The following is a 23,847-nucleotide window of genomic DNA, read 5'->3' as shown; positions in this document are numbered from 1 at the left end:
GACAGCTGCATAAGAACGCACAAGTGAATCGGGCCTAGGCTCGGTTCACTTGTCTGTATGGAGGTTATTAATGACAGGACTAACGACGCTATCTTATGCAGAACAGATCGAGAGAGCTAGAAGCTTTATTCAAGAGGGAAATCATTTTCTTGTTGTTGCACATGTTCAGCCTGACGGAGACGCAATAAGCTCAACATTGGCAGTAGGCTGGCTGCTTCGTCAATGGAACAAATCCTTCGTCATGGTGAATGAGAATGGAGTTCCTAACAAGCTAAGCTATTTGCCGGGATCTGATCAAATCAATGTACATGAAGATCGCGAGAACGTTGCTGCCAAGCCGTTTGATAACGTTATTTGTGTGGATTGTGCGGATTATGCACGCATCGGCAAAATAGCAGAATGGATCGATAAAGATGCTCGTATTTTAAATATTGATCATCATCCAACGAATGACCGTTATGGGGAAGTTGCAGTCATCCGCGAGGATGCTGCGGCAACCGTTGAGATATTATTCGATATGATTACTTCCTACGGGATCACACTCGATTTAGGTGTAGCAACAGTACTGTATACCGGCTTGTTAACCGATACGGGCGGATTCCGGTACAGCAATACGACTCCGCATGTGATGGCGATAGCCTCTGAGCTGCTGAAGCAAGGTGTTAACGGTAATGACATTGCGGATCGATTGCTTGAAAAGATGTCGATGGCACAGATGCAGCTTATACAGCGTGGCCTGTCGCGATTGGCATTTAGCGAAGATCATCGAATTGGCTGGTTGTATGTGACCCCTCAGGATATGCAGGAGACCGGTGCGCTAAATGAAGATCTGGAAGGCTTGGTCAATTATCCGCGCAATATCGATGGTGTAGAAGTTGGTATCTTATTTAAGCAAGTAGATGACACAGGAGTTAAGGTGAGCATGCGTTCCGCAGGACTTGCCAATGTGGCTGAGATTGCTCAATCCTTCAGTGGAGGCGGCCATGTTCGTGCAGCAGGCTGCAAGCTTACTGGTACATTAGAAGAAGTCATTACCATTGTAATAGAACGGGTGAAGCAAGCTTTATGAGTAACTATCATGGTGTATTGCCCGTATGGAAGCCTGAGGACTGGACGTCCCATGACGTAGTCGCCAAAGTACGCCGACTAATTCGGGAGAAGCGTATCGGGCATACGGGAACATTGGATCCGAAGGTTGTCGGAGTGCTGCCGCTTTGCATTGGCAAAGCAACGCGAATTGTTGAATATTTGCAGGAGATGCCGAAGCAGTATGAGGCAGTTCTTCGATTTGGTCTATCTACCGACACAGAGGATCTGAGTGGAGAAGTATTGGAGCGATCGGATGCTTCTCACTTGACGGCAGAGATGATACGGGAGGCGGTTCATTCCTTTATTGGAGACATCGAGCAAATTCCTCCGATGTATTCAGCCGTTAAGGTGGATGGTAAGCGACTATATGATCTAGCACGTGAGGGAAAAACGGTGGAACGCAAAGCGCGGCAGGTTACGATCCACAAGATTGATCTTCTGGATATGCAGTTAGGCGCAGCAGAACCGGAAATCCGCTTCCTTGTCGAGTGCTCCAAAGGAACGTATATCCGGACACTATGCGTTGATATAGGCCGCAAGCTTGGCGTTCCATCTACGATGGCCAAGCTAACGAGGACGGTATCTGCTGGGTTTGTGCCGTCTCAATGTGTAACCTTTGAACAGATCGAGCAAGCTGTCGCGGATGGGACATTTGAAGAGATGCTGCTATCTGTGGAAGATGCGATATCAGATATGCCTAGAATCGAGGTTTCTGAGAAGTATGCGCACTATGCAATTACAGGGCGATCGATTCCCCTTCATGCTTTACAGCCGAAACCTTTGACGAATGGTACGATTCGATTGTATGATGAACAAGGAACGTTCTATGGGATATTCCAAGTTCCACAGGGGCAAACTGTATTGCGTCCTGTGAAGGTATTTCTTCCGAACGAGTAACAAGCATAGCTAGTGCGCAGATCGAGCGTCAAGTGACTCGGTATGCGCCAGCTTTTTGTCTACTCTTGTGAAAGGGAGAACATACTAGAAGGTAGACACTACTGTTGACTGTCCGTGTAACTGGATTAGTAGTTTAATCACAAATCGATAATACGCAGGGGCTCTGATTATAATGGAAACGATAGCATTACATGCAGCGCTCGATGATTCGAGCTGGCGACTGCAGGAGCAGCCGCAAGTATTAATATTAGGACATTTTGACGGCATTCATGAGGGACATGTAAGGGTCATTCGACGTGCGTTAGACTATGGGAAGCAGCAACAATTGCCTGTAGGGCTGATGACCTTCCATCCACATCCCAAGGGAGTATTCGGCAAGCCGGAGTATGAACGATTCATTACGCCATTGTCGGAGAAAAAGCGAATTTTGAGTCAGCTTGGGCTTGACCGCTTGTATGTTGTACAGTTTGATTTGTCGTTTGCTAAGGTAACAGCGCAGCAGTTCGCAGAAGCGATCTGCCGTATGAAGGTGAAACATGTTGTTGTCGGTTTCGACTATCGCTTCGGTCATGGCGGAGAAGGTACCGCCCAATTGCTGCAGGAATGGGGCAAGGGCTGCTTTACTGTTGATATCATACCAGCACATAACGACGTAGAAACCGCAGTGAAGGTAAGCAGTACACGGATTCGCGAAAGTCTATTGCAAGGTGATGTTGTCAATGCGAATCGGCTGCTAGGCCGAACGTATATCATTCGTGGCGAGGTCATTCACGGTGACGCCCGTGGTCGTACGATGGGCTTCCCAACTGCGAATGTTCGGGCAGAAGAAGCATATGTCATCCCAGCGAATGGCGTATATGCCGTGAAGGTGCTTGTGCACGGAACATGGTATGATGGGGTGCTGAATATCGGCTTAAAGCCGACGTTCAAGACGGGAGAAACCGTTCAATCGATTGAAGCCCATCTATTTGATTTTGATCAAGATATATATGGAGAGACCATAACGGTTGCCCTGATGAGCTATATTCGTCCAGAGCGCAAGTTCAGCTCCATACAAGAGCTGATTACGCAGATTACTGCGGATTCAGAGGAAGCACGCCAACGTCTGAGCAAGATGGATAAGGCGCCTGCATTAACAATTGGCGTTTAATATTGCGCTCCATTTTCTAAGCTTCTATTTTGTATGAATAGATTGCAAAGACTTGTTTTACTTTTGAAGATGATAATGCTATACTAATAACGTTGTCGTGAAAACGGCACCTGTCCATAGCTTGGTTACTCGATCTCACCGTCGATAACGAGGCTAATGGCGTAAACTAACATATTTTAGGAGGTGAATAGGATGGCTATGACTCAAGAGCGTAAGCAACAGCTTATTGAAGAACATAAGACGCACGCTACGGACACTGGTTCTCCGGAAGTGCAAGTCGCTATCCTTACTGAAAACATCGTTAATTTGACGGAGCATCTTCGTACACACAAGAAAGATCATCATTCCCGTCGTGGTTTGATGAAAATGGTAGGTCAACGTCGTAAATTGTTGGCTTATGTGAAAAACAAAGATGTTAAACGCTACAGCGCATTGATCGCAAAGCTCGGTCTTCGCCGTTAATAGCACGAACCAAAGCAGCCTGGTTGTTCATCGCCGCCTGATAAAGCGGCATGCAACCGGGTTGCTTTTTAGTGATTGCATAAGTTGCTACATATTGTCATAGAATACAAGCTTCCAATGAAACGGTATTTCAAATGAAATGCAGGAAATAATGGGAGTAGTACCGAAGATTATAAAGTGAATCACTTAAGGAGGGATCCGATGAACCGCATCGAGATGGAACTTGGCGGCAGAACGCTTATCCTGGAAACGGGACGCTTGGCCAAGCAAGCAAATGCCGCAGTCAAAGTCGAGTACGGCGACACCGTTGTATTGTGTACTGTAACGGCTTCGAAGGAACCTAAAGATCTAGATTTCTTCCCATTGACTGTCAATTACGAAGAACGATTATATGCTGTAGGTAAAATTCCTGGAGGATTCATTAAGCGCGAAGGTCGCCCAAGCGAAAAAGCGATTCTTGCCAGCCGTCTTATTGACCGCCCAATTCGCCCATTGTTCCCGGAAGGCTTCCGCAACGATGTGCAAATCGTGGATTTGGTTATGAGCGTGGATCAAGATTGCCCACCTGAAATCGCGGCAATGATCGGGACATCCGCTGCTTTAACGGTTTCTGATGTGCCATTTAACGGGCCAATCGGGGGCGTGATTGTTGGACGTATCGACGGTCAATTTATTATTAACCCAACTGTTGAACAAGAGGAAAAGAGCGATATTCACCTTGTTGTAGCGGGTACGAAAGACGCGATCATGATGGTTGAAGCAGAAGCGAACGAAGTACCGGAATCGGTTATGCTTGAAGCAATCATGTTCGGTCACGAAGAAATCAAGAAAATTGTTGCGAAGATTGAAGAGTTCGCGGCAATCGCGGGCACGTCTAAAATGGAAGTAAAGCTGCATGCAGTTGATACGGATGTGAATGCTGCTGTTCGTGCTTTCGCACAGGAACGTCTTGTTGAGGCGATTCGTATTCCTGAGAAGCATGCGCGTCAAGACGCGATTGATGCAATCAATCAAGAAGCAGTTGCACATTTCGAACAATTGTATGTAGAAACGCCTGAGAATATGAGCGATGTGAACGAAACCTTGTACGATATCGTGAAGGAAGAAGTTCGCCGCTTGATTACACATGACAAAGTTCGCCCAGACGGCAGACAACTAGAGGAGATTCGTCCGATTGATTGCGATACAGGACTGCTGCCTCGTACTCACGGATCAGGCTTGTTCACACGTGGACAAACGCAAGCACTCAGCATCTGTACGCTTGGTGCGCTTGGAGACGTGCAAATTTTGGACGGTCTTGGCTTGGAAGAATCGAAGCGTTTCATGCATCATTACAACTTCCCGCCATTCTCCGTAGGAGAAGCTCGTCCGCTTCGCGCGCCTGGACGCCGCGAGATTGGTCACGGTGCACTTGGAGAACGTGCCTTGTCCAAGGTTATTCCGCCAGAGAGCGAATTCCCATATACAATTCGTCTCGTATCTGAGGTGTTGGAGTCTAACGGTTCAACTTCGCAAGCAAGTATTTGCGCAAGCACACTTGCTATGATGGATGCAGGGGTACCGATCAAAGCGCCAGTTGCAGGTATTGCTATGGGTCTGATCAAAGACGGGGAACACTTCTCCATCTTGTCCGATATTCAAGGTATGGAAGACCACCTCGGCGACATGGACTTCAAGGTTGCTGGTACTGCTGAAGGTGTTACAGCCATTCAAATGGATATCAAAATCGATGGTATTGACCGCAGCATCTTGACGCAAGCGCTGGATCAAGCACGTGCAGGACGTATGCACATTTTGGGTAAAATGAATGAAGTTATCCAAACTCCACGTGAATCCTTGTCACAGTATGCGCCTAAGATCTTGACGATGCATATTAATCCAGATAAGATCCGTGATGTTATTGGTGCCGGCGGTAAAGTCGTCAACAAAATCATCGAGGAAACAGGTGTCAAAATTGACATCGAGCAGGATGGACGCATCTTCATCGCATCTACAAATGCAGAGTCCAACGAGCGTGCCCGTGAAATTATCGAAGGTATCGTGAAGGAAGTTGTCGTTGGTGAGGTATACACAGGAACAGTGAAGCGCGTTGAGAAATTCGGTGCATTCGTTGAGGTGCTTCCAGGCAAGGAAGGGCTTGTGCATATTTCGCAATTGTCGACTGAGCGTGTAGCGAAAGTAGAAGATGTCGTGAACATCGGCGATAAGATTGAGGTTAAGGTTGTCGAGATTGATCAACAGGGCCGTATCAACTTGTCCCGTAAAGTATTGCTTGAGCCTGCGCAGACAGAAGGTTCTGCAAGCTCCGAAGCTGCAGGGACGGAACGTCCACGCAGCAGCAGACCTCCGCAAGGGGGCGGCAATCGTCCACCTCGCGGACCGCGTCCGTCTAAGCCGCAAAGCTAATTCGGGTACGAGAGCAAGACAAGCCTGAAGAAGGCAACACAACATACGTAGCAAGGAAAGAGGCAGACTGGTTTCTGGCTCTTTTTTTGATGCAAAAAATGAATCACAGAGCGAAGTGATCAACATCGGCTATGGACAATTTTACTGCTGTAGAAACTTCTTTAGAGTAGAAGATGGAACGGTTTTCATTCTGACCGCATAACTCGTCCCGAAAACGCATAGAATCAAAAGGACTATCATGGAAGGGAATGGACTTGATGCAGCCAATTTTCAAGAAGTGGATTGCCGTAACAGCAGGGATTGTCATCGTGCTTGCAGTTGGAGCGCAGCCAGATGTAAGAAGCTATTTACAGGAAAGAAAGGCTGAGCTCGCCGTTAGCTATGCGTATCAATCAAACCAAGACGATAAGGCTGCAGATGATGCTCTCATGGCCCGAATTAAGCAGGAAGCAGCCAAACAATATATTGCTCCTATTAATGCCCGCGTGGATCGGGTATGGAAGGCTATCCCCGGATATAATGGAATAGAAGTTGACCTGGAGCAAACCTATGCGGCCAACAAAGGTAAGGGGCAAGGTGATGTGCTTCAATTCGTTATGCGGGAGATTAAGCCAGCTATTACGCTGAATGATCTGGATCCACAACCGATATATCGCGGGAATCCGAATAAGCCAATGGCCGCTCTCATGATTAATGTTGCATGGGGCAATGAATTCATTGATCCGATGCTTAACGTGTTGGAGAAAGAGAAGGTGAAAGCGACATTTTTCTTAGATGGAAGCTGGTTGAAAAAACATCCAGACATTGCGAAGCGCATTCAGGCGGCTGGCCACGAGATGGAGAATCATGCGTACTCCCATCCGAACATGAGTGAACTGAGCGAAGGACTACAGACCCAGCAAATTGACAAGACCAAGCAACTGCTTAAGGAAACGCTTGGGGTAGAAAATAAATGGTTTGCTCCTCCATCAGGAGATTTTAATATGCTGACAGTACGCACGGCGCGTACACTTGGTCTCAAGACGGTGCTGTGGACATTTGATACGAGAGATTGGATGAAGCCAGCCGTATCTACAATATTGCGAAGATTTCAAGAGAAGACGGAGCCAGGGTCGCTCATCTTGATGCATCCAACTGCTCCATCCAGTACTGCCTTGAACGATATGATACGGATTCTAAGGGAAAAGGGCATTACACCGGGAACGGTTGGGGAGACGCTTTCGGAGAAGCGAATGCCCTCCAAATGAAGTTGAGAGGGAGTAAGTTTTCTGGTAGGATTAGAAAGGCATACTTGGAATGTACTTGGACGAGGAGGAATTGCCGGTGGAGAAAGTGCAGCTGTCTAACGGCCTGCGTGTCGTTATGGAAAAAATCCCAACCTGCCGTTCCGTTTCATTTGGAATTTGGGTGAAGACAGGTTCTCGAAATGAGGATGAAACGACCAACGGGATTTCCCATTTTATCGAACATATGATGTTCAAAGGAACGGAACGGTTTGATGCAAAAGCAATCGCAGACTCTTTTGATGCGATTGGAGGCAATGTAAATGCGTTCACTTCCAAAGAATATACTTGTTACTATGCGAAGGTACTCGATGAGCATTTGCCAATTGCCGTCGATGTATTATCCGATATGTTTTTCCGTTCATCTTTGTTGGACGAGGAGTTGCAGAAAGAGAAAAATGTAATACTTGAAGAAATTGCGATGTACGAGGATACACCAGATGATACCGTACATGATCTGGTTACTCGTGCTGCCTTTGGTGCGCATCCGTTGGCGTATCCGATTTTAGGAACAAAGGAACGACTCACACCGATGGGGCCAGATCATTTGCGGGCTTATATGAAGAGCCATTATACGATTTCGAATACAGTCATTGCTGTAGCGGGAAACTTTGATGACTCGATCATTGAGCTGCTGGAAAAGCACTTCGGGCAATTTTCGAATGATGAGCTTGCAGCCAATATATCGGAACCTAGTTTCCACAGTGAATTCATTTATCATAAGAAGAAGACGGAACAGAATCATATTTGTCTCAGCCTGCCTGGCTGTTCAATGACGGATCCGCGCTTATATGCGATGATCTTGCTTAACAACTTGATCGGGGGAGGCATGAGCTCTCGCCTGTTCCAGGAAATTCGGGAGAAGCGTGGGCTTGCTTACTCGGTCTACTCCTATCATTCCTCACATGCAGACAGTGGTCTGTTTACGATCTATGCAGGTACAGCGCCGAAGCAGACGAAAGAAGTGCTAGATCTGACTATGGATATGTTAGGCGAACTGGCGGTGAAGGGATTGTCTGAGGGAGAACTGCACAAGGGCAAGGAGCAGTTAAAAGGAAGTCTTATTCTTGGCTTAGAAAGTACCGGCAGCCGCATGAATCGGTTAGGGAAAAATGAGCTCATGCTTGGCAAGCATTATACGTTGGATGAAATCATCGCGCGCATTGATTCAATCGCGTTAGATGATGTTACATTTGTATTGAAGCGTATGCTTTCCCATTCATTCGCAGGAGCAATGGTCGGAGCAAATGACAAAGCAATATCGGCATTTAGGAGGGATCAACTTGTTACAGCAATTACACCAAGTTCAAATTAAGCGCCTGCCAGGCAATGAGGATGTCCCGCTTCCTCAGAAAATGTCTGAACTAGCAGCAGGCTTCGATCTATATGCAGCAGTAGAAGAACCGCTTACATTAGCGCCTGGTCATCGTGCCCTTGTCCCTACTGGGTTCTGCATGGCGATGCCTGGATACTTAGAAGCACAGATTCGTCCGCGCAGCGGACTTGCCTATAAGCATGGTATTACATGCTTGAATTCACCAGGTACGATCGATGCCGACTATCGCGGCGAGGTGAAGGTATTGCTGGCCAATCTAGGACAGACACACTTCAAGATTGAACGCAATGAGCGCATTGCTCAAATGGTCATTCAATTTGTTCCTTCTATTGAACTTGTCGAGGTGGATGAATTGACTGAAACGATGCGCGGAGAAGGCGGCTTCGGACATACGGGAACGAAATAAAAGTTATAAATCACGCAGTTGAGTTTACCTAATAGGTAAAACGACTGCGTTTTTTTGTGCATGCAGATGGGTGCGATTATGGCTGCACCCTTTTTAGGCGGCGGCATAAGATGTTTTATATGTTGTGTGCATGTTTGTGAAAGGAGTGATCAGCGAGGATGTTGACTGGGGTTCAGGTCGTGTTTATTGGCGGAGATGCCCGCCAGCTAGAGATCATCCATAAGCTGACTGAATTAGATGCCAGTGTCACGATTGTAGGGTATGACCAACTGCAAAATCCGTACCATGGCGTGCAGCGCCAGCCTTTATCTATTGAGCTGCTGAAGCATGCGGACGCTCTTGTGCTTCCTGCGGTAGGCACAGATGACAGCGGCAAGGTTCATGCCATATTTACGTCGGATGAATTGTTGCTGACCGAGGAGCATATTGCGGCACTTCCGGATCAGTGTGTCATTTTTACGGGAATGGCCAAACCGTATTTAAGCAAGCTATGCGCAAAATACCGCATTTCATTAATTGAACTGTTCGATCGGGACGATGTTGCCATTTACAATTCGATTCCAACAGCCGAAGGCGCAATTATGATGGCGATACAGAACACAGACATTACGCTGCATGGTTCTGAATCAGTTGTCCTTGGCATGGGAAGAACAGGTTTCACATTGGCTCGTACCCTTCTCGGGTTAGGGGCCAATGTACGAATTGGGGTGCGCAGAGACGAACATTTTGCCAGAGCGGTAGAAATGGGATTTAAGCCTTTTTTCATAGCAGATCTCGCACGACAGGTGTCAAATATCGACTTGCTTTTTAATACGATACCGACTATGATAGTCACAGCGCAGGTCATAGCGCAAATCCCTAACCGTGCCGTGATTATCGACCTTGCTTCCTTCCCGGGGGGCGTGGATTTTAGATTCGCGGAGAAGCGGGGGATTAAGGCTATGCTGGCACCAGGGTTGCCAGGCATTGTCGCACCGAAATCTGCTGGACGAATATTGGCACAGAGTATCACACAACTGTTGCTTGAGGACATGCGGAATCGGGGGAGTGGACAATGAACTTCACGGGGAAAACAGTCGGCTATGCAGTAACAGGTTCTCACTGTACATTAGAGGAAATAATGCCTCAGGTGAAGCGCTTCGTAGATGCAGGAGCACGGGTTATTCCGATTGCATCGCAAGCGGTGATGACGACGGATACGCGTTTTGGAGCATCGGATCACTGGCAGAAACAGTTGAAAGAAATAACTGGCAATGATATCATTTCTACAATTGTGGATGCTGAGCCGCTTGGGCCTTCCAAGCTGCTGGATGTGATGGTCATAGCACCTTGCACAGGCAATACAACGAGTAAATTGGCGAATGCAATGACAGAAAGTCCTGTCCTTATGGCGGCGAAGGCACAGATGCGCAATCAGCGCCCGCTTGTGCTGGCGATATCGACGAATGATGGACTGGGCTTGAATGCGGCCAATATTGCCAAACTTCTCGTTGCCAAGAACATATACTTCGTTCCGTTCGGCCAAGATAATCCAAAGCAGAAGCCGAATTCATTGGTGGCGCGCATGGACTTGGTACCAGAGGCCTGCTATGCAGCATTAGAGGGCAGGCAGCTTCAACCGGTATTAATTGAACGGTTCCAGTACTGAACATAGCATACCACGCAAATTATCATAATATAGATGGTTGAAAGATTGTGGGTATAGAGGGGAGAAACGACAGATGACGAATCAGAAGCGGTTTAATGTTGCTGTAGTCGGCGCTACGGGTGCAGTAGGGGAACAAATCATAGCATTGTTAGAAAAACGTCAATTCCCCATTCAATCCTTGAAGCTGTTGTCTTCGGCACGATCAGCCGGCAAGAAGATCATGTTTAATGGTCAAGAATTTACGGTTGAGGAAGCAAAGCCAGAAAGCTTCGAAGGTATTGATATTGCCTTGTTCAGTGCTGGCGGCGATGTTAGTAAAGAGTTGGCTCCAGCTGCAGTAGAACGCGGAGCGGTATGTATTGATAATACCAATGCATTCCGTATGGATCCGAACACGCCACTCGTTGTTCCCGAAGTGAACATCGAGAAAGTGAAGGAACACCAAGGCATAATTGCCAATCCGAACTGTTCCACGATTCAAATGGTAGCAGCCTTGAAGCCGCTCTATGATCGCTACGGTATTTCCCGTATCATCGTGTCTACGTATCAAGCAGTGTCAGGCGCTGGCAGCAAAGCAATTAACGAGCTATTGCGTCAATCTACAGAAGTGCTTGCAGGCAATGAAGTTGAGCCAGACATTCTTCCAGTTGGTTCTTTGCCCGTGAAGCATCAAATCGCATTCAATGCTATTCCTCAAATCGATAAGTTCCAAGATAATGGATTCACGCTCGAGGAAATGAAAATGATCCGTGAAACCAAAAAGATCATGAATGATGATAGCCTTCAAGTGACGGCAACATGCGTCCGTATCCCGGTCGTACATGGCCACTCTGAATCTGTATATGTTGAGTTGAAGGACGACTTCCAAATGGAGGATGTGCGCGAGTTGCTGGCTAACGCGCCAGGTTTGACGCTCGTCGATGAGCCTTCCGAACAAAAGTACCCGCTCGCTACCGAATCTGCAGGCAAGCCAGATGTATTCGTTGGCCGTTTGCGTCGTGATTTGTCTCAGCCACGCGCATTGAATATGTGGGTCGTATCCGACAACTTAATGAAAGGCGCTGCATGGAACGCGGTACAAATCGCAGAGTACATTGCTTCGGAGCGGCAGTAATTGGCAGGCCGCTCCTGCCTTTTTTTCTTACTTGACAAGGTATTCAGCTTGGTCACGATGTGATGGGTTGAATTGCCTTTATTCGTTCTGGCAGTCAGTTTTCATTTAGTTGGGGGAAATAACACATGCGAATATTAGTACAAAAATTTGGCGGAACTTCTTTGTCTACACCAGAAGCTAGAGAAAGAGTCATACACCATATCCGTAGAGAATTGGCGCAGGGATACCAATTAGCTGTGGTTGTATCGGCGATGGGCAGACGGGGAGAGCCATATGCGACAGATACTTTGCTTGATTGGATAGGTCAGAATGGCGATAGTTTGCCATCACGTGAGAAGGATATGATTTTGTGCTGTGGAGAGATTATCTCCGCTACCACTTTATGCAGCTTGTTGAATAGTGAAGGTATCACATCCACGGTTCTTACTGGCGCACAAGCCGGGTTTAAGACGGATAGCCATTTCAATAATGCGCGTATTTTGGATGTTACTCCTGATCGAGTTATTGATGCCTGGAAAGATGTACAGGTTGTCATTGTAACTGGATTTCAAGGGCAAACGGAAACAGGCGACTTTACTACACTTGGACGCGGTGGCAGTGACACGTCTGCAACAGCATTGGGTGCGGCGCTGCACGCAGAAATAGTCGATATTTATACCGATGTAAATGGAATATTGACCGCTGATCCTCGTCTTGTTGAGGATGCGAAGCCGCTTACTATCGTCAGCTATGCAGAAATATGCAACATGGCGCATCATGGTGCCAAAGTTATTCATCCGCGTGCTGTTGAGATCGCAATGCAAGCTCAGGTTCCAGTTCGTGTCCGTTCTACATTCAGCGATGAGGAAGGGACGCTTGTGACGAATCCGGAAGGATTCCGTGATATGCAGCCTGACATCGTTGATCGCTACGTAACGGGAATTGCTTATGTTGGCAATGTAACACAAATCACGGTGGAATCTCGTGAGGGCGTGTATGATTTACAATTAAAAGTGTTCAAGGCAATGGCGCAAAATCAAATTAGTGTTGATTTTATTAATGTAACCCCATCTGGCGCTGTTTATACGGTATTTGACAGTGACGCGCCGCGAGCGCTGCAAGTGCTGGGAGAGATGGGATTCGAGCCGAAATCGTTATCGGGTTGCGCGAAAGTATCTGTAATCGGTGGAGGCATCAATGGGGTGCCAGGTATTATGGCGCACATCGTTGAAGCCTTGACTGAGCAAGAAATTCAGATTCTTCAATCCGCCGACTCCAATACAACGATTTGGGTTCTGGTACGTAAGGAAGATATGGTTCGGGCTTTGCGGGCGCTGCATGCGAAGTTCCATCTGAATCGATAATCACGCAGCGCTAGGAACGCGAACCTTGAGCGCATATAGTCGCAAGAGGAGGAGTCTTTATGGATTTTGGTAGATTAATTACGGCGATGGTGACACCATTCAACGGTCAGAATGAGGTAAATTGGCCTGAATGTGAACGATTGATAAATTACTTAATTGAGGAACAGAAGAGTGACAGCATCGTTATGTGCGGGACGACAGGAGAGTCTCCTACGTTGACAGATGAAGAGAAGGTGGCGCTGTTCCGTTTTGCGGTCGAGAAAGCCAACGGACGCGCACGCATTATTGCCGGCACAGGAAGCAATAATACGGCACATTCTATCCATTTGACGAAGACAGCAGAAGAAGCGGGCGTAGACGGCATTTTACTCGTGGTTCCTTATTATAATCGTCCTTCGCAAGAGGGGATGTATCGACATTTTGAAGCGATTGCGAAATCTACTTCTTTGCCGATCATGCTCTACAATGTTCCAGGGCGTACGGCATCCAGCCTTTCAGTCGAGACGACGCTTCGATTGGCTGAACTGCCTAATGTTGTTGCTACGAAAGAGTGTGCGGGTCTAGAGCAAGTATCCCAGATCGTCGCTGGCGCTCCTGGCTCATTCAAGGTGTACAGTGGCGAGGATTCCTTGTCGCTGCCTATTTTGTCCGTAGGCGGATATGGTGCTGTCAGTGTGGCCAGCCATATTATTGGTGCTCAAATAAAGGCAATGATTGAAAATCATCTGGCTGGTCAGCATGAAGAGGCTGCTCGTATTCATCTTGAGCTGTTCCCGGTATTCAAGGGACTGTTCATGTGTCCGAACCCAGTAGCGGTTAAGCATGCGCTTCAATTGTCTGGCTTCCAAGTAGGAAGTGTTCGACTTCCGCTCGTAGAACCGACTTCACAAGAAGCGGCAGCTATTCGTGAACTGGTACAATCGATCAAAAATAAAGGAAAATAGCTGTTTTAGTAAGCGAATAATTGCACTTTTACTAAGCCGATGCTGATATCCAGCATCGGTTTTGTGTTTTTCGGCAACAATAGGGGACAAATCGCCGACTTGTGTTTTCTACTTTTGTTCATGTATAATGGATATCAAGTGACTGGGTGCGGTATATTTTTCAAAAGAAGGATGTTCATTGGTACGACGGCCAACTGAATATAGGAGGTTAAGATCCAATTGTCGAAGAAAAACAACGTTGATAAATTGTCCATCTTCGCATTGGGCGGCGTAGGTGAAATCGGAAAAAATATGTACGTCGTCCAATACGGTAACGATATCGTCGTCGTAGACGCAGGGTTGAAGTTCCCGGAAGAAGACATGCTCGGAATAGATATTGTCATCCCGGATATTTCATACCTCACGGAGAATCGAGATAAGGTAAGAGCAATCTTGATTACGCACGGACATGAAGATCATATTGGCGGGTTGCCATATGTACTGAAGCATTTGAACGTTCCAGTATACGGAACAAGATTGACGCTCGGATTGATTGAGAGCAAGTTGCGGGAAGCGAATTTGCTAGGTGAAACAAAGCGAATTCTGATTACAGCTGATTCGGAAATTCAGCTAGGCACTATTCGCGCAAGCTTTTTCAAAACGAACCATTCCATCCCGGATTCGGTCGGTGTATGTCTCGATACTCCAGAAGGATGCGTCGTTCATACAGGAGACTTTAAGTTTGACCATACGCCGGTTAACGGTCAATATGCTGATCTGCAGCGTATGGCGGAAATTGGCCAAAGAGGGGTTCTTGCACTGTTGTCAGACAGTACGAATGCAGAACGCCCAGGCTTTACTCCATCTGAAAGTAGTGTGGGTGTCGTTCTGGAAGATATTTTCCGGAAGGCGGAGCAGCGCGTAGTTGTTGCGACATTCGCTTCAAATATTCACCGTATTCAACAAGTCATTGATGCTGCATATTCGACAAATCGCAAGTTAACCGTTATCGGTCGGAGCATGGTGAACGTCGTCACGATCGCTTCCGAGCTAGGCTACTTGAACATACCAGATGGTATGCTGATCGAACCAGAAGAAGTGAATAAGATGGCTGCTGATCGAGTAGTTATCCTGTCCACGGGCTCTCAAGGTGAACCGATGTCAGCCTTAACGCGCATGGCGCGCTCTACGCACCGCAAGGTTGATATTTTGCCAGGGGATACAGTCGTGATCGCGGCTACACCAATTCCAGGCAATGAGAAATATGTGGGCAGAACGGTAGATGAACTGTGCCGCCTCGGCGCTCATGTCATCTATGGCGGCTCCAAGACTGGTGTACACGTATCCGGTCACGGCAGCCAAGAAGAACTGAAGCTGATGCTGAATCTGATGAAGCCGAAGTACTTCATTCCGATTCACGGTGAATACCGCATGCTGCGTCACCACGCTGACTTGGCAGAAGCAGTCGGAATTGAGCGGGAGAATATCTTTATTACGGATATTGGCGATACTGTTGAAATTACGAATGGTGTTGCACGCCGGGGCTCTAAGGTTCAATCCGGTTATGTACTTATTGATGGTCTTGGTGTCGGCGATGTCGGCAATATCGTATTGCGCGATCGAAAGCTGTTGTCACAAGACGGAATATTGGTTGTTGTTGTTACACTCAGCAAGCAAGAAGGTACGATTCTCTCCGGACCAGACATTATCTCTCGCGGATTTGTGTATGTCCGTGAATCGGAAGGACTGCTTGATGAAGCGAACCGCATCGTCACTTCAACACTGCATAAGCTAATGAATGAAAATGTGAACGAATGGGCATCATTGAAGACGAACGTAAAAGATGCGCTTGGACGTTTCTTGTACGAACAAACGCGTCGTCGTCCGATGATTTTGCCAATCATTATGGAAGTATAGAACGAAGTGAGCGAGAATCCCAGTCACCAGTCATTCTCGCTCACGTACGTTACAAGCTGCCGTCTCTGCAATCTGCAGGGACGGCAGCTTTTTTATGCATATGAATCAGCGTATAAAACATCTTTACGTGAAGCATGCTATGACGGCATTGTACCGGTCAATTGGAGGTAATGGAAGATGATGAACGAACAGCCTTTAGATCCACAAGGTCAGCCGCAGCAGCCAACTAAAGCTCCCCCTACAGTGGAAACAATTCAACAACTAGGTACGGCGTCGATCCCGACAACCGGCGAATCTAATATTTATTGCTTGAACATTATCGGTCAAATCGAGGGGCATATTGTATTGCCTCCTCAAAATAAAACAACCAAATATGAGCATGTGATCCCACAATTAATTGCGGTGGAACAGAATCCAAAAATTGAGGGTGTGCTCATCGTATTAAATACGGTTGGGGGAGACGTAGAGGCAGGGCTGGCCATAGCCGAGATGATATCCTCATTGTCCAAGCCATCCGTGACATTGGTGCTAGGAGGAGGGCATAGCATCGGGGTTCCAATTGCCGTAGCTGCCGATGTCAGTTTAATTGCAGAGACGGCAACCATGACGATTCATCCAATTCGATTAACAGGGCTCGTAATCGGTGTACCGCAAACTTTTGAGTATTTGGAGAAGATGCAGGAGCGGGTCGTACGCTTTGTAAAGGCTCATTCAAATATTTCAGAGTCCAAATTCAAGGACTTAATGTTCACAACTGGAGAACTGACACGCGATATCGGTACGACAGTAATTGGGCATGATGCTGTTAAGTATGGTCTTATTGATGAAGTCGGGGGTATTGGTACGGCATTGAAGCATTTGAATCGCTTAATTGATGAGAAACGTGAGGAGAGAGGCTCGGATGGTGGCCATCATGACCATGCGCACGCTAATCATTATGGATCGCATCAAGAACATGGCGGGCATCATGCTGGGGCTGAGCAGCCGATCATATCTGGTGAACAATGTGGAGCTAATCAGCAGCAGCAGCAACACAATCAGCATGCAGGTACGCAAGCAATGTATGTGCCGGCAAAGGAGCGAGGATAATGCTTCATACAATCATACCGATGGAGCAGGTCTTGCAAGGATTCGATAAGGAGCCGGCATTTTTCGAAATGCAGTGGCAGGGACGTACGCTGCTAGTGCAGCAGGTCGACAATACGACCGTGAAAGTCGAGCGGCTGTTGAAGAATACAGGCATGCAGGACTTTTTGGATCCAAGCTTCGCCCCTGGCACCATATTATCACTGTGTTAATATGTAAGGTCTAAGACATTGCGGATGGTTTAATCCCATATATGTTCAAGCAGACAGACAGAACCTGACCTGGGTTCTGTCTTTTTATTTTCCCTTTTCCCTAGTTATGGAATGGTCATAGGAAGAACGGTTGTTCTGTGTTATAATGAGGGATGGAGGTGACGGCATTTTGGCCCGTAAGAAGAAGAAAAAGCAATCCTTCAGCAAGAGCTTGAAATATGAAATATATGGCATATTGCTGATTACCTGTTCCGTCATTGCATTGGCAGGCGGAGCGGCGTTCGGGCGCTCCTTATCCAAAATATCAGGCTTGTTGTTAGGTAAATGGTACTTTTTCATACCGCTCGTGTTCATATATATTGGATTGTCGGTTATGATTAAACGCCAGTGGCCTTCAGGCTGGAACTCCCGCAAGAGTGGCATCATGGTCATTATACTAGCTTTGACGATGATAAGTACCGTGCATGCAGTAGAACAGCGTATTTTGCCAACTGCAGATGAAGTAAGTGCTGGATACATATTAAATGATATACATAAAGCTTTGAACTTAGAGCTCGTGCAGGCTACCGATACGGGGACGGCAGGAACGATGCTGCAGAAGGATATTAGCGGCGGTTACATTGGAGCAATCCTTTACTGTACGCTATTTGTGCTGTTTGGAGCTCTAGGAACAAAGCTGCTTACCATTGTTATGCTCTTCATCGGCTTCATGCTGGCAACGCAATTGTCTTATGTCGATCTTGTGAAGCTTATCCGTGTTCAAGTGAAGAAATTTGCGGCAATCATCAAGAAGAAACGTAAGGCGCGTCTTAATGAACGCAAACGTATGGAAAGTAAAAATCGTAAATCGGCGAAAAAGGATTCAGACGACGATTACATGCTGGATGATGAATTGGACGATGAAGAAGAGAATGATTCAAGCAGAACGCCAGTGTTCATGCAAATATTCGGCAAATTAAGTGAAGCAGGAAAAAAGCGATTCCTCGCATCGAAAGAAGAGGATGAGGAATATAATGAGCGACATACCGCTCATTCGAGCAAGCCGCATACAGCTAGATTGAATGACGATCACAATATACACCCAGAAGCTGATACAGCATCAATGAATACGGTAAGCAATGCTTCCAAGCTGAATGCGCTGCTTGCTCGCATTGAACAGGATGATGATCAGTCACATACCCCGTTGTTCCGCGACTTTACAGCGACAGATGATAGCGGAGATGAGAAGTCCCATCATGCTGAGGAGGTAGGAGGCTTTACAAAGCCTGCAACGTGGGAAGAAGGGGCGGATGATATTGAAGATGATTGGAATAATGATCCTCAAGCAGAAACACAAGGTGTACAGCAAGGAGCGTCTCCTCTTCGCCATCAGAATGACGTAGTGGAGAGTGAAGGTGACGTCCAATTAGAGACGGATGGATTGCTGAGTGACGGTGAAGGTACAAACGAAGCTGTTGTTATTCAGAAGCCGCCTCCGAAGCCATATAAAATGCCGCCATTCAACCTGCTTGCTAAACAGCAAGGAAGCGGGAAAGGTGGCGATCAATCCGACTTCATGCAGACGGCTCGCAAGCTGGAAGCAACCCTTGAGAGCTTCGGTGTAAGGGCGAAGGTGCTAGAGGTTGTACGTGGACCGGCAGTAACTCGTTATGAAATTCAGCCTGACATCGGGGTAAAGGTCAGCAGAATCGTTAGTCTGTCGGATGATATCGCACTTGCGCTAGCCGCTAAGGACATTCGCATGGAAGCGCCGATTCCGGGCAAATCCGCTATTGGGATTGAAGTGCCGAACAATGAGGTTTCGGTTGTAACGATGCGTGAAGTCATGGAGACACCGACGTTTATCGATGCGCCATCAAGGTTGTCCATTACATTGGGACGTGATATTGCAGGAACGCCAATCGTAGGTAATCTGGCCCGCATGCCCCACTTGCTTGTTGCAGGTGCTACAGGTTCAGGGAAGTCGGTATGTATTAATGGGATTATAACGAGTATCCTCTACAAGGCAAAACCGGATGAAGTGAAGTTCCTGATGGTTGACCCGAAGATGGTCGAATTGAATGTATACAACGGTATTCCACATTTGCTTGCCCCCGTCGTTACAGATCCGAGACGCGCTTCGTTAGCCTTGAAGAAAATCGTCGTTGAAATGGAAAAACGATATGAATTGTTCTCCAAATCAGGAACCCGGAACATTGAGGGGTATAACAAGCTAGTAGCAGATGAACCGGATAAGGTTCTGCCGTATATCGTTATTATTGTCGATGAGCTTGCGGACTTGATGATGGTTGCTGCCAATGATGTAGAGGATTCGATATGCCGCCTAGCCCAAATGGCGCGTGCAGCAGGTATTCACTTGATTATCGCGACTCAACGTCCTTCTGTTGACGTTATCACTGGGGTCATCAAGGCAAACATTCCATCGCGAATTGCATTCGGTGTATCTTCTCAAGTGGATTCACGAACCATTTTGGACATGGCTGGCGCTGAGAAGCTGCTTGGACGTGGCGATATGCTCTTCCTGCCGATGGGCTCCTCCAAGCCGATACGGGTGCAGGGAGCATTCTTATCCGATCAAGAGGTCGAAGCTGTCGTTGGCTTCGTAAGCGGTCAAGCGCAGGCGGAATACAATGAGGAATTAGTGCCGGAGATTGATGAAAGCGGACATGCCTCGGATGAACCAGTCGATGAATTGTACGACCAAGCTATTCAAATTGTGCTGGAGGCGCAGCAAGCATCGGCATCACTGCTTCAACGCCGGATGAGAATCGGATATAACCGCGCCAGCCGCTTAATTGATCATATGCATATGCAAGGTTTGATCGGCGCACATGAAGGCAGTCGACCGCGCGAAGTACTAATGACGCTGGAACAGTATCAGCAGAGTAAAATATCATCATAGTGTAGGGAACCATAAAAGAGGATGCTTTGGCGTCCTCTTTTGTTGTGCATGGAGGAGTGTATGCAAGTGCATAGATCTTTCCCTGTTATCTCATAATAAAGTTGCCAATCCTGTCAAATTCACAAGAGAGAGGTAGACGTTAGGCATGAGAAAACGGATGATTTGGATTACGATATGCATCGTATTCGTGCTGATTGGGGCATTCCAGTACAAGCAAATGGGCAAGACGGAAGCCACATTTAGCAATGCGACATTGCAGCAAGGCTCACAGGGGCAAGATGTGAAGGAGTTACAAGGTCGATTGAAGTTTCTCGGGTATTATGACGGCAAGACCGACGGTATCTTTGGCCCAGCGACGAAAAATGCAGTGACGTGGTTCCAATGGAAGTTTGGCATGAAGTCAGACGGAATCGTTGGGCCGAAGACCAAAGAAATGCTAGTAAAGGCGACGAAAAACTGGAAGCCTGAAACTACGGGCGGGACGGCACCAAACAAGCCTTCTGGCTCAACAAATAACAATATAAGCGGTTCCAACAATTTGGGGCTATCGGAAAATGATCTGAAATTTATGGCGAATGCGGTCTATGGTGAAGCACGTGGAGAGCCTTATGAAGGGCAGGTAGCTGTAGCAGCTGTTATTTTGAATCGGGTGAAATCGCCGAGCTTCCCGAAGACGGCATACGGTGTTATTTTCCAACCAGGCGCTTTTACCGCAGTAGCCGATGGACAGATCTGGTTAGAACCAAATGAGACGGCAAAACGAGCAGTTAAGGATGCAATTAATGGATGGGATCCTTCCGGCGGCTGCCTATATTATTTCAACCCTGAAACCGCTACGTCCAAATGGATTTGGACACGTCCTCAGGTGAAAACAATCGGCAAGCATATATTCTGTATGTAATGAAGTGATCGAAGCGACGAAAGAAATGAGACGTAACGAGATGTTACATATGGAAGCGGGATGAAGAAGCAATGGCAGCAGGCCATTTGCTTCTTTGTTTCCATTCCGGTATGTTATTGGTAATGAATGATTGATCATATGAAGAAATGGGGTTAGATATGGTGAGCAAACCGACATTTGAACGGGGAAAGGTAAAAGGCATGCGTGTTCATGTTATGCCGACAAAGCGCTTTAAAACGTTCGCCATCTCTGTGTATGTAGGGATCCCACTCCAAGAGGATACCTTAACGACTACGGCACTAACGCCTTTTGTACTGCGGAGAGGCACGTCTTCGTATCCGGAAACGATACGATTCCGCGAGCGCTTGGATGAGTTGTACGGAGCAGGATTTGGCTTCGATGTGTTCAAGCGAGCGGATTATCAAATCATTCAGTTCCGTATGGACGTTATCAATGATGTTTTTGTGAGCTCGTCAGAGTCCTTGCTTGCACAGGCATTTCAGTTTTTAGGCGAAGCAATTACGACTCCAGCCATGGATAATGGTACCTTTCGCAGTAAGTATGTGGACGAGGAGAAAGAAACCTTGCGTCAGCGTATTGAGTCGATCGTTAACGATAAAATCCGTTATGCGGCAGAACGCTGCGTAGAGGAAATGTGCAAAAACGAACCGTATCGCCTGCATGCGCTTGGCAATCGGCAAGATTTAGACTCGATTGATGCGGCCGCATTAACCGAAAAGTATCGCTGGCTGCTTGAGCATGCGGCAATTGACGTTTATGTTGTTGGGGATACAACCTATGAAGAGGTTGAACGCTGTGTAGAGTCATCGTTCCGTATCGGTCGCTCGGTTGAGACGCCATATGCCCGTTCTATACCAGTGCCGCGCATAGGCGAACCGAACACCGTTATTGAACGTCTCGAAGTCAGTCAAGGAAAACTGAATATGGGGCTTCGCTCCACCATTACCTATGCTGATGATGCCTATCCTGCTGTGTTAATGTACAATGGCATCTTGGGCGGGTACCCGCATTCCAAGCTGTTTATCAATGTGCGTGAAAAGAACAGTCTAGCCTACTATGCTGCCTCCCGCTTCGAAGGGCATAAAGGCATTTGCACGATTCAGTCTGGGATTGAGTTCGAGCATTTTGATAAAGCCAGGGAAATTATTATTGAGCAGCTTGAGGCAATGAAGGCAGGACAACTGCAGCCACTCGAAATCAGTCAGACGAAAGCCATGATTGCGAATCAACTGCGTGAAATTGATGATTCCTCGTTTGAAATGATTGGCTTTGATTTCAACCGGGTGCTGTCTGGAAAAGAGCGCAGTACGTCCCAACTCATTGACGAGGTAGAGCATATCGACGCAGCGCATATTCAAAAGGTCGCTCTGACCTTCCAGTTGGATACGATTTATTTCTTGCGCAATAGGGAGGAGGCCTAATCGATGGAACAACGTCATTACTCCAATTTGCAAGAAACGATCTATTATGAACAGATGGATAATGGATTAGATGTGTACGTGCTCCCTAAGACGGGATTCCAGAAGACATACGCTACTTTTTCCACAAAATATGGCTCTATCGATAATCATTTTCATGTGGAAGGACAAGAAGAGATTCAAGTTCCAGATGGGATCGCACACTTCTTGGAGCATAAAATGTTTGAAGAGCCTGAAGGAGATATTTTTGCTAAGTTTGCCGAACAGGGTGCATCTGCGAATGCTTTTACTACTTTTGATCGTACGGTCTATTTGTTTTCATCCACGTCCCGAATTGAAGAGAGCCTGGAGACGTTGATTGATTTCGTACAAAGGCCTTATTTTACAGATGAAAATGTAGAAAAAGAAAAGGGCATAATCGGTCAGGAAATTAACATGTATCGCGATAATGCAGCGTGGCGGGTGTACTTTGGCCTTATTGAGGCAATGTACCATGTTCATCCTGTACATATTGATATTGCAGGTACGATAGAATCAATCGGGACGATTACGAAGGAAACACTCTATACGTGCTACCATACCTTCTACCATCCTTCCAACATGCTGTTGTTCGTCGTAGGCGGTGTTGAACCGAAAAGCATCTTCGAGTTAGTACGCAGCAATCAGGCCAGCAAGACATATGAGCCGCAAGGGCAGATACGCCGCATATTCGAGGAGGAACCAGACACGGTGAAGGAGACAAGACGAGTCTCCAAGCTTCCCGTATCTCTTCCTCGATGTTTATTCGGTTGTAAAGAACCTCGTCCCGGCCTAGAGGGTAAGGAACTGTTGGAGCATGAAATAAAGACGCGCATTATGCTGGATTTGATGTTGGGCAGTAGCTCGCCGTTATATCAGACGCTGTATGAGGAAGGTTTAACGACAGATTCATTTGGCAGCGAATTCAATTGCAGCTCTGATTATGCCTTCTCGATTATCGGCGGGGAAACGAAAGACCCTGATGGTTTGGTGAAGCGGGTTAGGGAGCTAATTGATGAGCGCAAAGTATCGGGCTTCGAGCAGGGTGCATTCGAGCGTATCCGCAATAAGTCGATTGGCTCTTACTTGCGGATGCTAAATTCTCCTGAAGCGATTGCCAACGAATTTACGAAGTATAAGTTCCGTGATACCGATTTATTTGATATACTTTCGGTATACGAGACGCTAACGTTAGAACAAGTGCATCAGCGGTTGAAGGATCATTTTGATTGGAATCGACTAGCAGTGTCTATTGTCGAACAACCGTAACATACGAAGGCGTACCTGCAATCAGGTGCGCTTTCTTTTTTATATG

At 47.0% G+C, this 23,847-nt stretch carries 19 protein-coding genes and 1 pseudogene; all 20 read left to right on the top strand.

Translation table 11 applies throughout. The annotated features are described in order from the left end of the window. Nucleotides 1–70: 70 nt before the first annotated feature. The 20 genes and pseudogenes from PAV_RS24070 to yfmH all read left to right on the top strand — a co-directional run bounded on the left by PAV_RS24070 (nt 71) and on the right by yfmH (nt 23,801). A complete protein-coding gene (locus PAV_RS24070) occupies nt 71–1,069 on the top strand; it encodes a DHH family phosphoesterase (protein ID WP_005550536.1) in 999 nt (332 codons plus the stop codon). Next, nucleotides 1,066–1,986 carry a tRNA pseudouridine(55) synthase TruB gene (gene truB, locus PAV_RS24065; RefSeq protein ID WP_005550535.1) on the top strand — a complete coding sequence of 307 codons (921 nt, stop codon included), beginning with the start codon at nt 1,066–1,068 and terminating at the stop codon, nt 1,984–1,986. The genes PAV_RS24070 and truB overlap by 4 nt, the downstream gene beginning before the upstream one ends. 172 nt (nt 1,987–2,158) lie before the next feature. Continuing rightward, complete coding sequence (locus PAV_RS24060; RefSeq protein ID WP_005550534.1) at nt 2,159–3,136, top strand: bifunctional riboflavin kinase/FAD synthetase; 978 nt, start codon at nt 2,159–2,161, stop codon at nt 3,134–3,136. A 192-nt stretch (nt 3,137–3,328) separates the two neighbouring features. Then, nucleotides 3,329–3,598, top strand: a complete 270-nt coding sequence (gene rpsO / locus PAV_RS24055) for a 30S ribosomal protein S15 (RefSeq protein ID WP_005550532.1) — start codon at nt 3,329–3,331, stop codon at nt 3,596–3,598. 201 nt (nt 3,599–3,799) lie between these two features. After that, nucleotides 3,800–6,004: a polyribonucleotide nucleotidyltransferase gene (gene pnp, locus PAV_RS24050; protein WP_005550531.1), complete on the top strand. Its 2,205-nt coding sequence runs from the start codon at nt 3,800–3,802 to the stop codon at nt 6,002–6,004. 248 nt (nt 6,005–6,252) lie between these two features. Continuing rightward, the gene (locus PAV_RS24045) at nt 6,253–7,251 is read left to right on the top strand and encodes a polysaccharide deacetylase family protein (protein ID WP_005550530.1); all 999 of its coding nucleotides are present in this window, start codon (nt 6,253–6,255) and stop codon (nt 7,249–7,251) included. 76 nt (nt 7,252–7,327) lie between these two features. Next, nucleotides 7,328–8,602, top strand: coding sequence for a M16 family metallopeptidase (locus PAV_RS24040; protein ID WP_040736661.1), 1,275 nt, complete (start codon nt 7,328–7,330; stop codon nt 8,600–8,602). Continuing rightward, the gene (dut, locus tag PAV_RS24035) at nt 8,571–9,029 is read left to right on the top strand and encodes a dUTP diphosphatase (protein WP_005550528.1); all 459 of its coding nucleotides are present in this window, start codon (nt 8,571–8,573) and stop codon (nt 9,027–9,029) included. The genes PAV_RS24040 and dut overlap by 32 nt, the downstream gene beginning before the upstream one ends. A gap of 158 nt (nt 9,030–9,187) precedes the next feature. Beyond that, nucleotides 9,188–10,087, top strand: coding sequence for a dipicolinate synthase subunit DpsA (dpsA, locus tag PAV_RS24030; protein WP_005550526.1), 900 nt, complete (start codon nt 9,188–9,190; stop codon nt 10,085–10,087). Next, nucleotides 10,084–10,677: a dipicolinate synthase subunit B gene (locus PAV_RS24025; RefSeq protein WP_005550525.1), complete on the top strand. Its 594-nt coding sequence runs from the start codon at nt 10,084–10,086 to the stop codon at nt 10,675–10,677. The genes dpsA and PAV_RS24025 overlap by 4 nt, the downstream gene beginning before the upstream one ends. A gap of 73 nt (nt 10,678–10,750) precedes the next feature. After that, nucleotides 10,751–11,791 (top strand): aspartate-semialdehyde dehydrogenase, encoded by a 1,041-nt coding sequence (locus tag PAV_RS24020; RefSeq protein WP_005550523.1) that lies wholly within the window; start codon nt 10,751–10,753, stop codon nt 11,789–11,791. Between the two features lie 125 nt (nt 11,792–11,916). Further along, nucleotides 11,917–13,134, top strand: coding sequence for an aspartate kinase (gene dapG, locus PAV_RS24015; protein WP_005550522.1), 1,218 nt, complete (start codon nt 11,917–11,919; stop codon nt 13,132–13,134). A 59-nt stretch (nt 13,135–13,193) separates the two neighbouring features. After that, nucleotides 13,194–14,078 carry a 4-hydroxy-tetrahydrodipicolinate synthase gene (dapA, locus tag PAV_RS24010; RefSeq protein ID WP_005550521.1) on the top strand — a complete coding sequence of 295 codons (885 nt, stop codon included), beginning with the start codon at nt 13,194–13,196 and terminating at the stop codon, nt 14,076–14,078. 219 nt (nt 14,079–14,297) lie between these two features. Beyond that, nucleotides 14,298–15,974, top strand: a complete 1,677-nt coding sequence (locus PAV_RS24005; RefSeq protein ID WP_005550520.1) for a ribonuclease J — start codon at nt 14,298–14,300, stop codon at nt 15,972–15,974. Nucleotides 15,975–16,154: 180 nt separating this feature from the next. After that, nucleotides 16,155–16,862 (top strand): annotated as a pseudogene (locus PAV_RS24000) (ClpP family protease); the annotation flags it as partial. A gap of 200 nt (nt 16,863–17,062) precedes the next feature. Beyond that, the gene (locus PAV_RS23995; RefSeq protein ID WP_005550518.1) at nt 17,063–17,272 is read left to right on the top strand and encodes a YlzJ-like family protein; all 210 of its coding nucleotides are present in this window, start codon (nt 17,063–17,065) and stop codon (nt 17,270–17,272) included. 145 nt (nt 17,273–17,417) lie between these two features. Then, nucleotides 17,418–20,174: an FtsK/SpoIIIE family DNA translocase gene (locus tag PAV_RS23990; protein WP_040736659.1), complete on the top strand. Its 2,757-nt coding sequence runs from the start codon at nt 17,418–17,420 to the stop codon at nt 20,172–20,174. A gap of 145 nt (nt 20,175–20,319) precedes the next feature. Further along, nucleotides 20,320–21,075, top strand: a complete 756-nt coding sequence (gene sleB, locus PAV_RS23985; protein WP_005550515.1) for a spore cortex-lytic enzyme — start codon at nt 20,320–20,322, stop codon at nt 21,073–21,075. A 161-nt stretch (nt 21,076–21,236) separates the two neighbouring features. Next, the gene (gene yfmF / locus PAV_RS23980) at nt 21,237–22,517 is read left to right on the top strand and encodes an EF-P 5-aminopentanol modification-associated protein YfmF (protein WP_193373014.1); all 1,281 of its coding nucleotides are present in this window, start codon (nt 21,237–21,239) and stop codon (nt 22,515–22,517) included. 3 nt (nt 22,518–22,520) lie between these two features. Beyond that, nucleotides 22,521–23,801: an EF-P 5-aminopentanol modification-associated protein YfmH gene (gene yfmH, locus PAV_RS23975; RefSeq protein ID WP_005550510.1), complete on the top strand. Its 1,281-nt coding sequence runs from the start codon at nt 22,521–22,523 to the stop codon at nt 23,799–23,801. The last annotated feature ends 46 nt before the right edge of the window (nt 23,802–23,847 follow it).

This window comes from Paenibacillus alvei DSM 29 (genome assembly GCF_000293805.1).
Classification (GTDB): domain Bacteria; phylum Bacillota; class Bacilli; order Paenibacillales; family Paenibacillaceae; genus Paenibacillus_B; species Paenibacillus_B alvei.
The sequence above is the reverse complement of the archived record's forward strand: the minus strand, read 5'-3'. Positions and strand labels throughout refer to the sequence as shown.

Bases quoted from the DNA above. Each gene is read 5' to 3' on its own strand.
- PAV_RS24070 (WP_005550536.1), top strand. From the start codon at position 71: ATGACAGGACTAACGACGCTATCTTATGCAGAACAGATCGAGAGAGCT.
- truB (WP_005550535.1), top strand. From the start codon at position 1,066: ATGAGTAACTATCATGGTGTATTGCCCGTATGGAAGCCTGAGGACTGG.
- PAV_RS24060 (WP_005550534.1), top strand. From the start codon at position 2,159: ATGGAAACGATAGCATTACATGCAGCGCTCGATGATTCGAGCTGGCGA.
- rpsO (WP_005550532.1), top strand. From the start codon at position 3,329: ATGGCTATGACTCAAGAGCGTAAGCAACAGCTTATTGAAGAACATAAG.
- pnp (WP_005550531.1), top strand. From the start codon at position 3,800: ATGAACCGCATCGAGATGGAACTTGGCGGCAGAACGCTTATCCTGGAA.
- PAV_RS24045 (WP_005550530.1), top strand. From the start codon at position 6,253: ATGGACTTGATGCAGCCAATTTTCAAGAAGTGGATTGCCGTAACAGCA.
- dpsA (WP_005550526.1), top strand. From the start codon at position 9,188: ATGTTGACTGGGGTTCAGGTCGTGTTTATTGGCGGAGATGCCCGCCAG.
- PAV_RS24025 (WP_005550525.1), top strand. From the start codon at position 10,084: ATGAACTTCACGGGGAAAACAGTCGGCTATGCAGTAACAGGTTCTCAC.
- PAV_RS24020 (WP_005550523.1), top strand. From the start codon at position 10,751: ATGACGAATCAGAAGCGGTTTAATGTTGCTGTAGTCGGCGCTACGGGT.
- dapG (WP_005550522.1), top strand. From the start codon at position 11,917: ATGCGAATATTAGTACAAAAATTTGGCGGAACTTCTTTGTCTACACCA.
- dapA (WP_005550521.1), top strand. From the start codon at position 13,194: ATGGATTTTGGTAGATTAATTACGGCGATGGTGACACCATTCAACGGT.
- PAV_RS23995 (WP_005550518.1), top strand. From the start codon at position 17,063: ATGCTTCATACAATCATACCGATGGAGCAGGTCTTGCAAGGATTCGAT.
- PAV_RS23990 (WP_040736659.1), top strand. From the start codon at position 17,418: ATGAGGGATGGAGGTGACGGCATTTTGGCCCGTAAGAAGAAGAAAAAG.
- sleB (WP_005550515.1), top strand. From the start codon at position 20,320: ATGAGAAAACGGATGATTTGGATTACGATATGCATCGTATTCGTGCTG.
- yfmH (WP_005550510.1), top strand. From the start codon at position 22,521: ATGGAACAACGTCATTACTCCAATTTGCAAGAAACGATCTATTATGAA.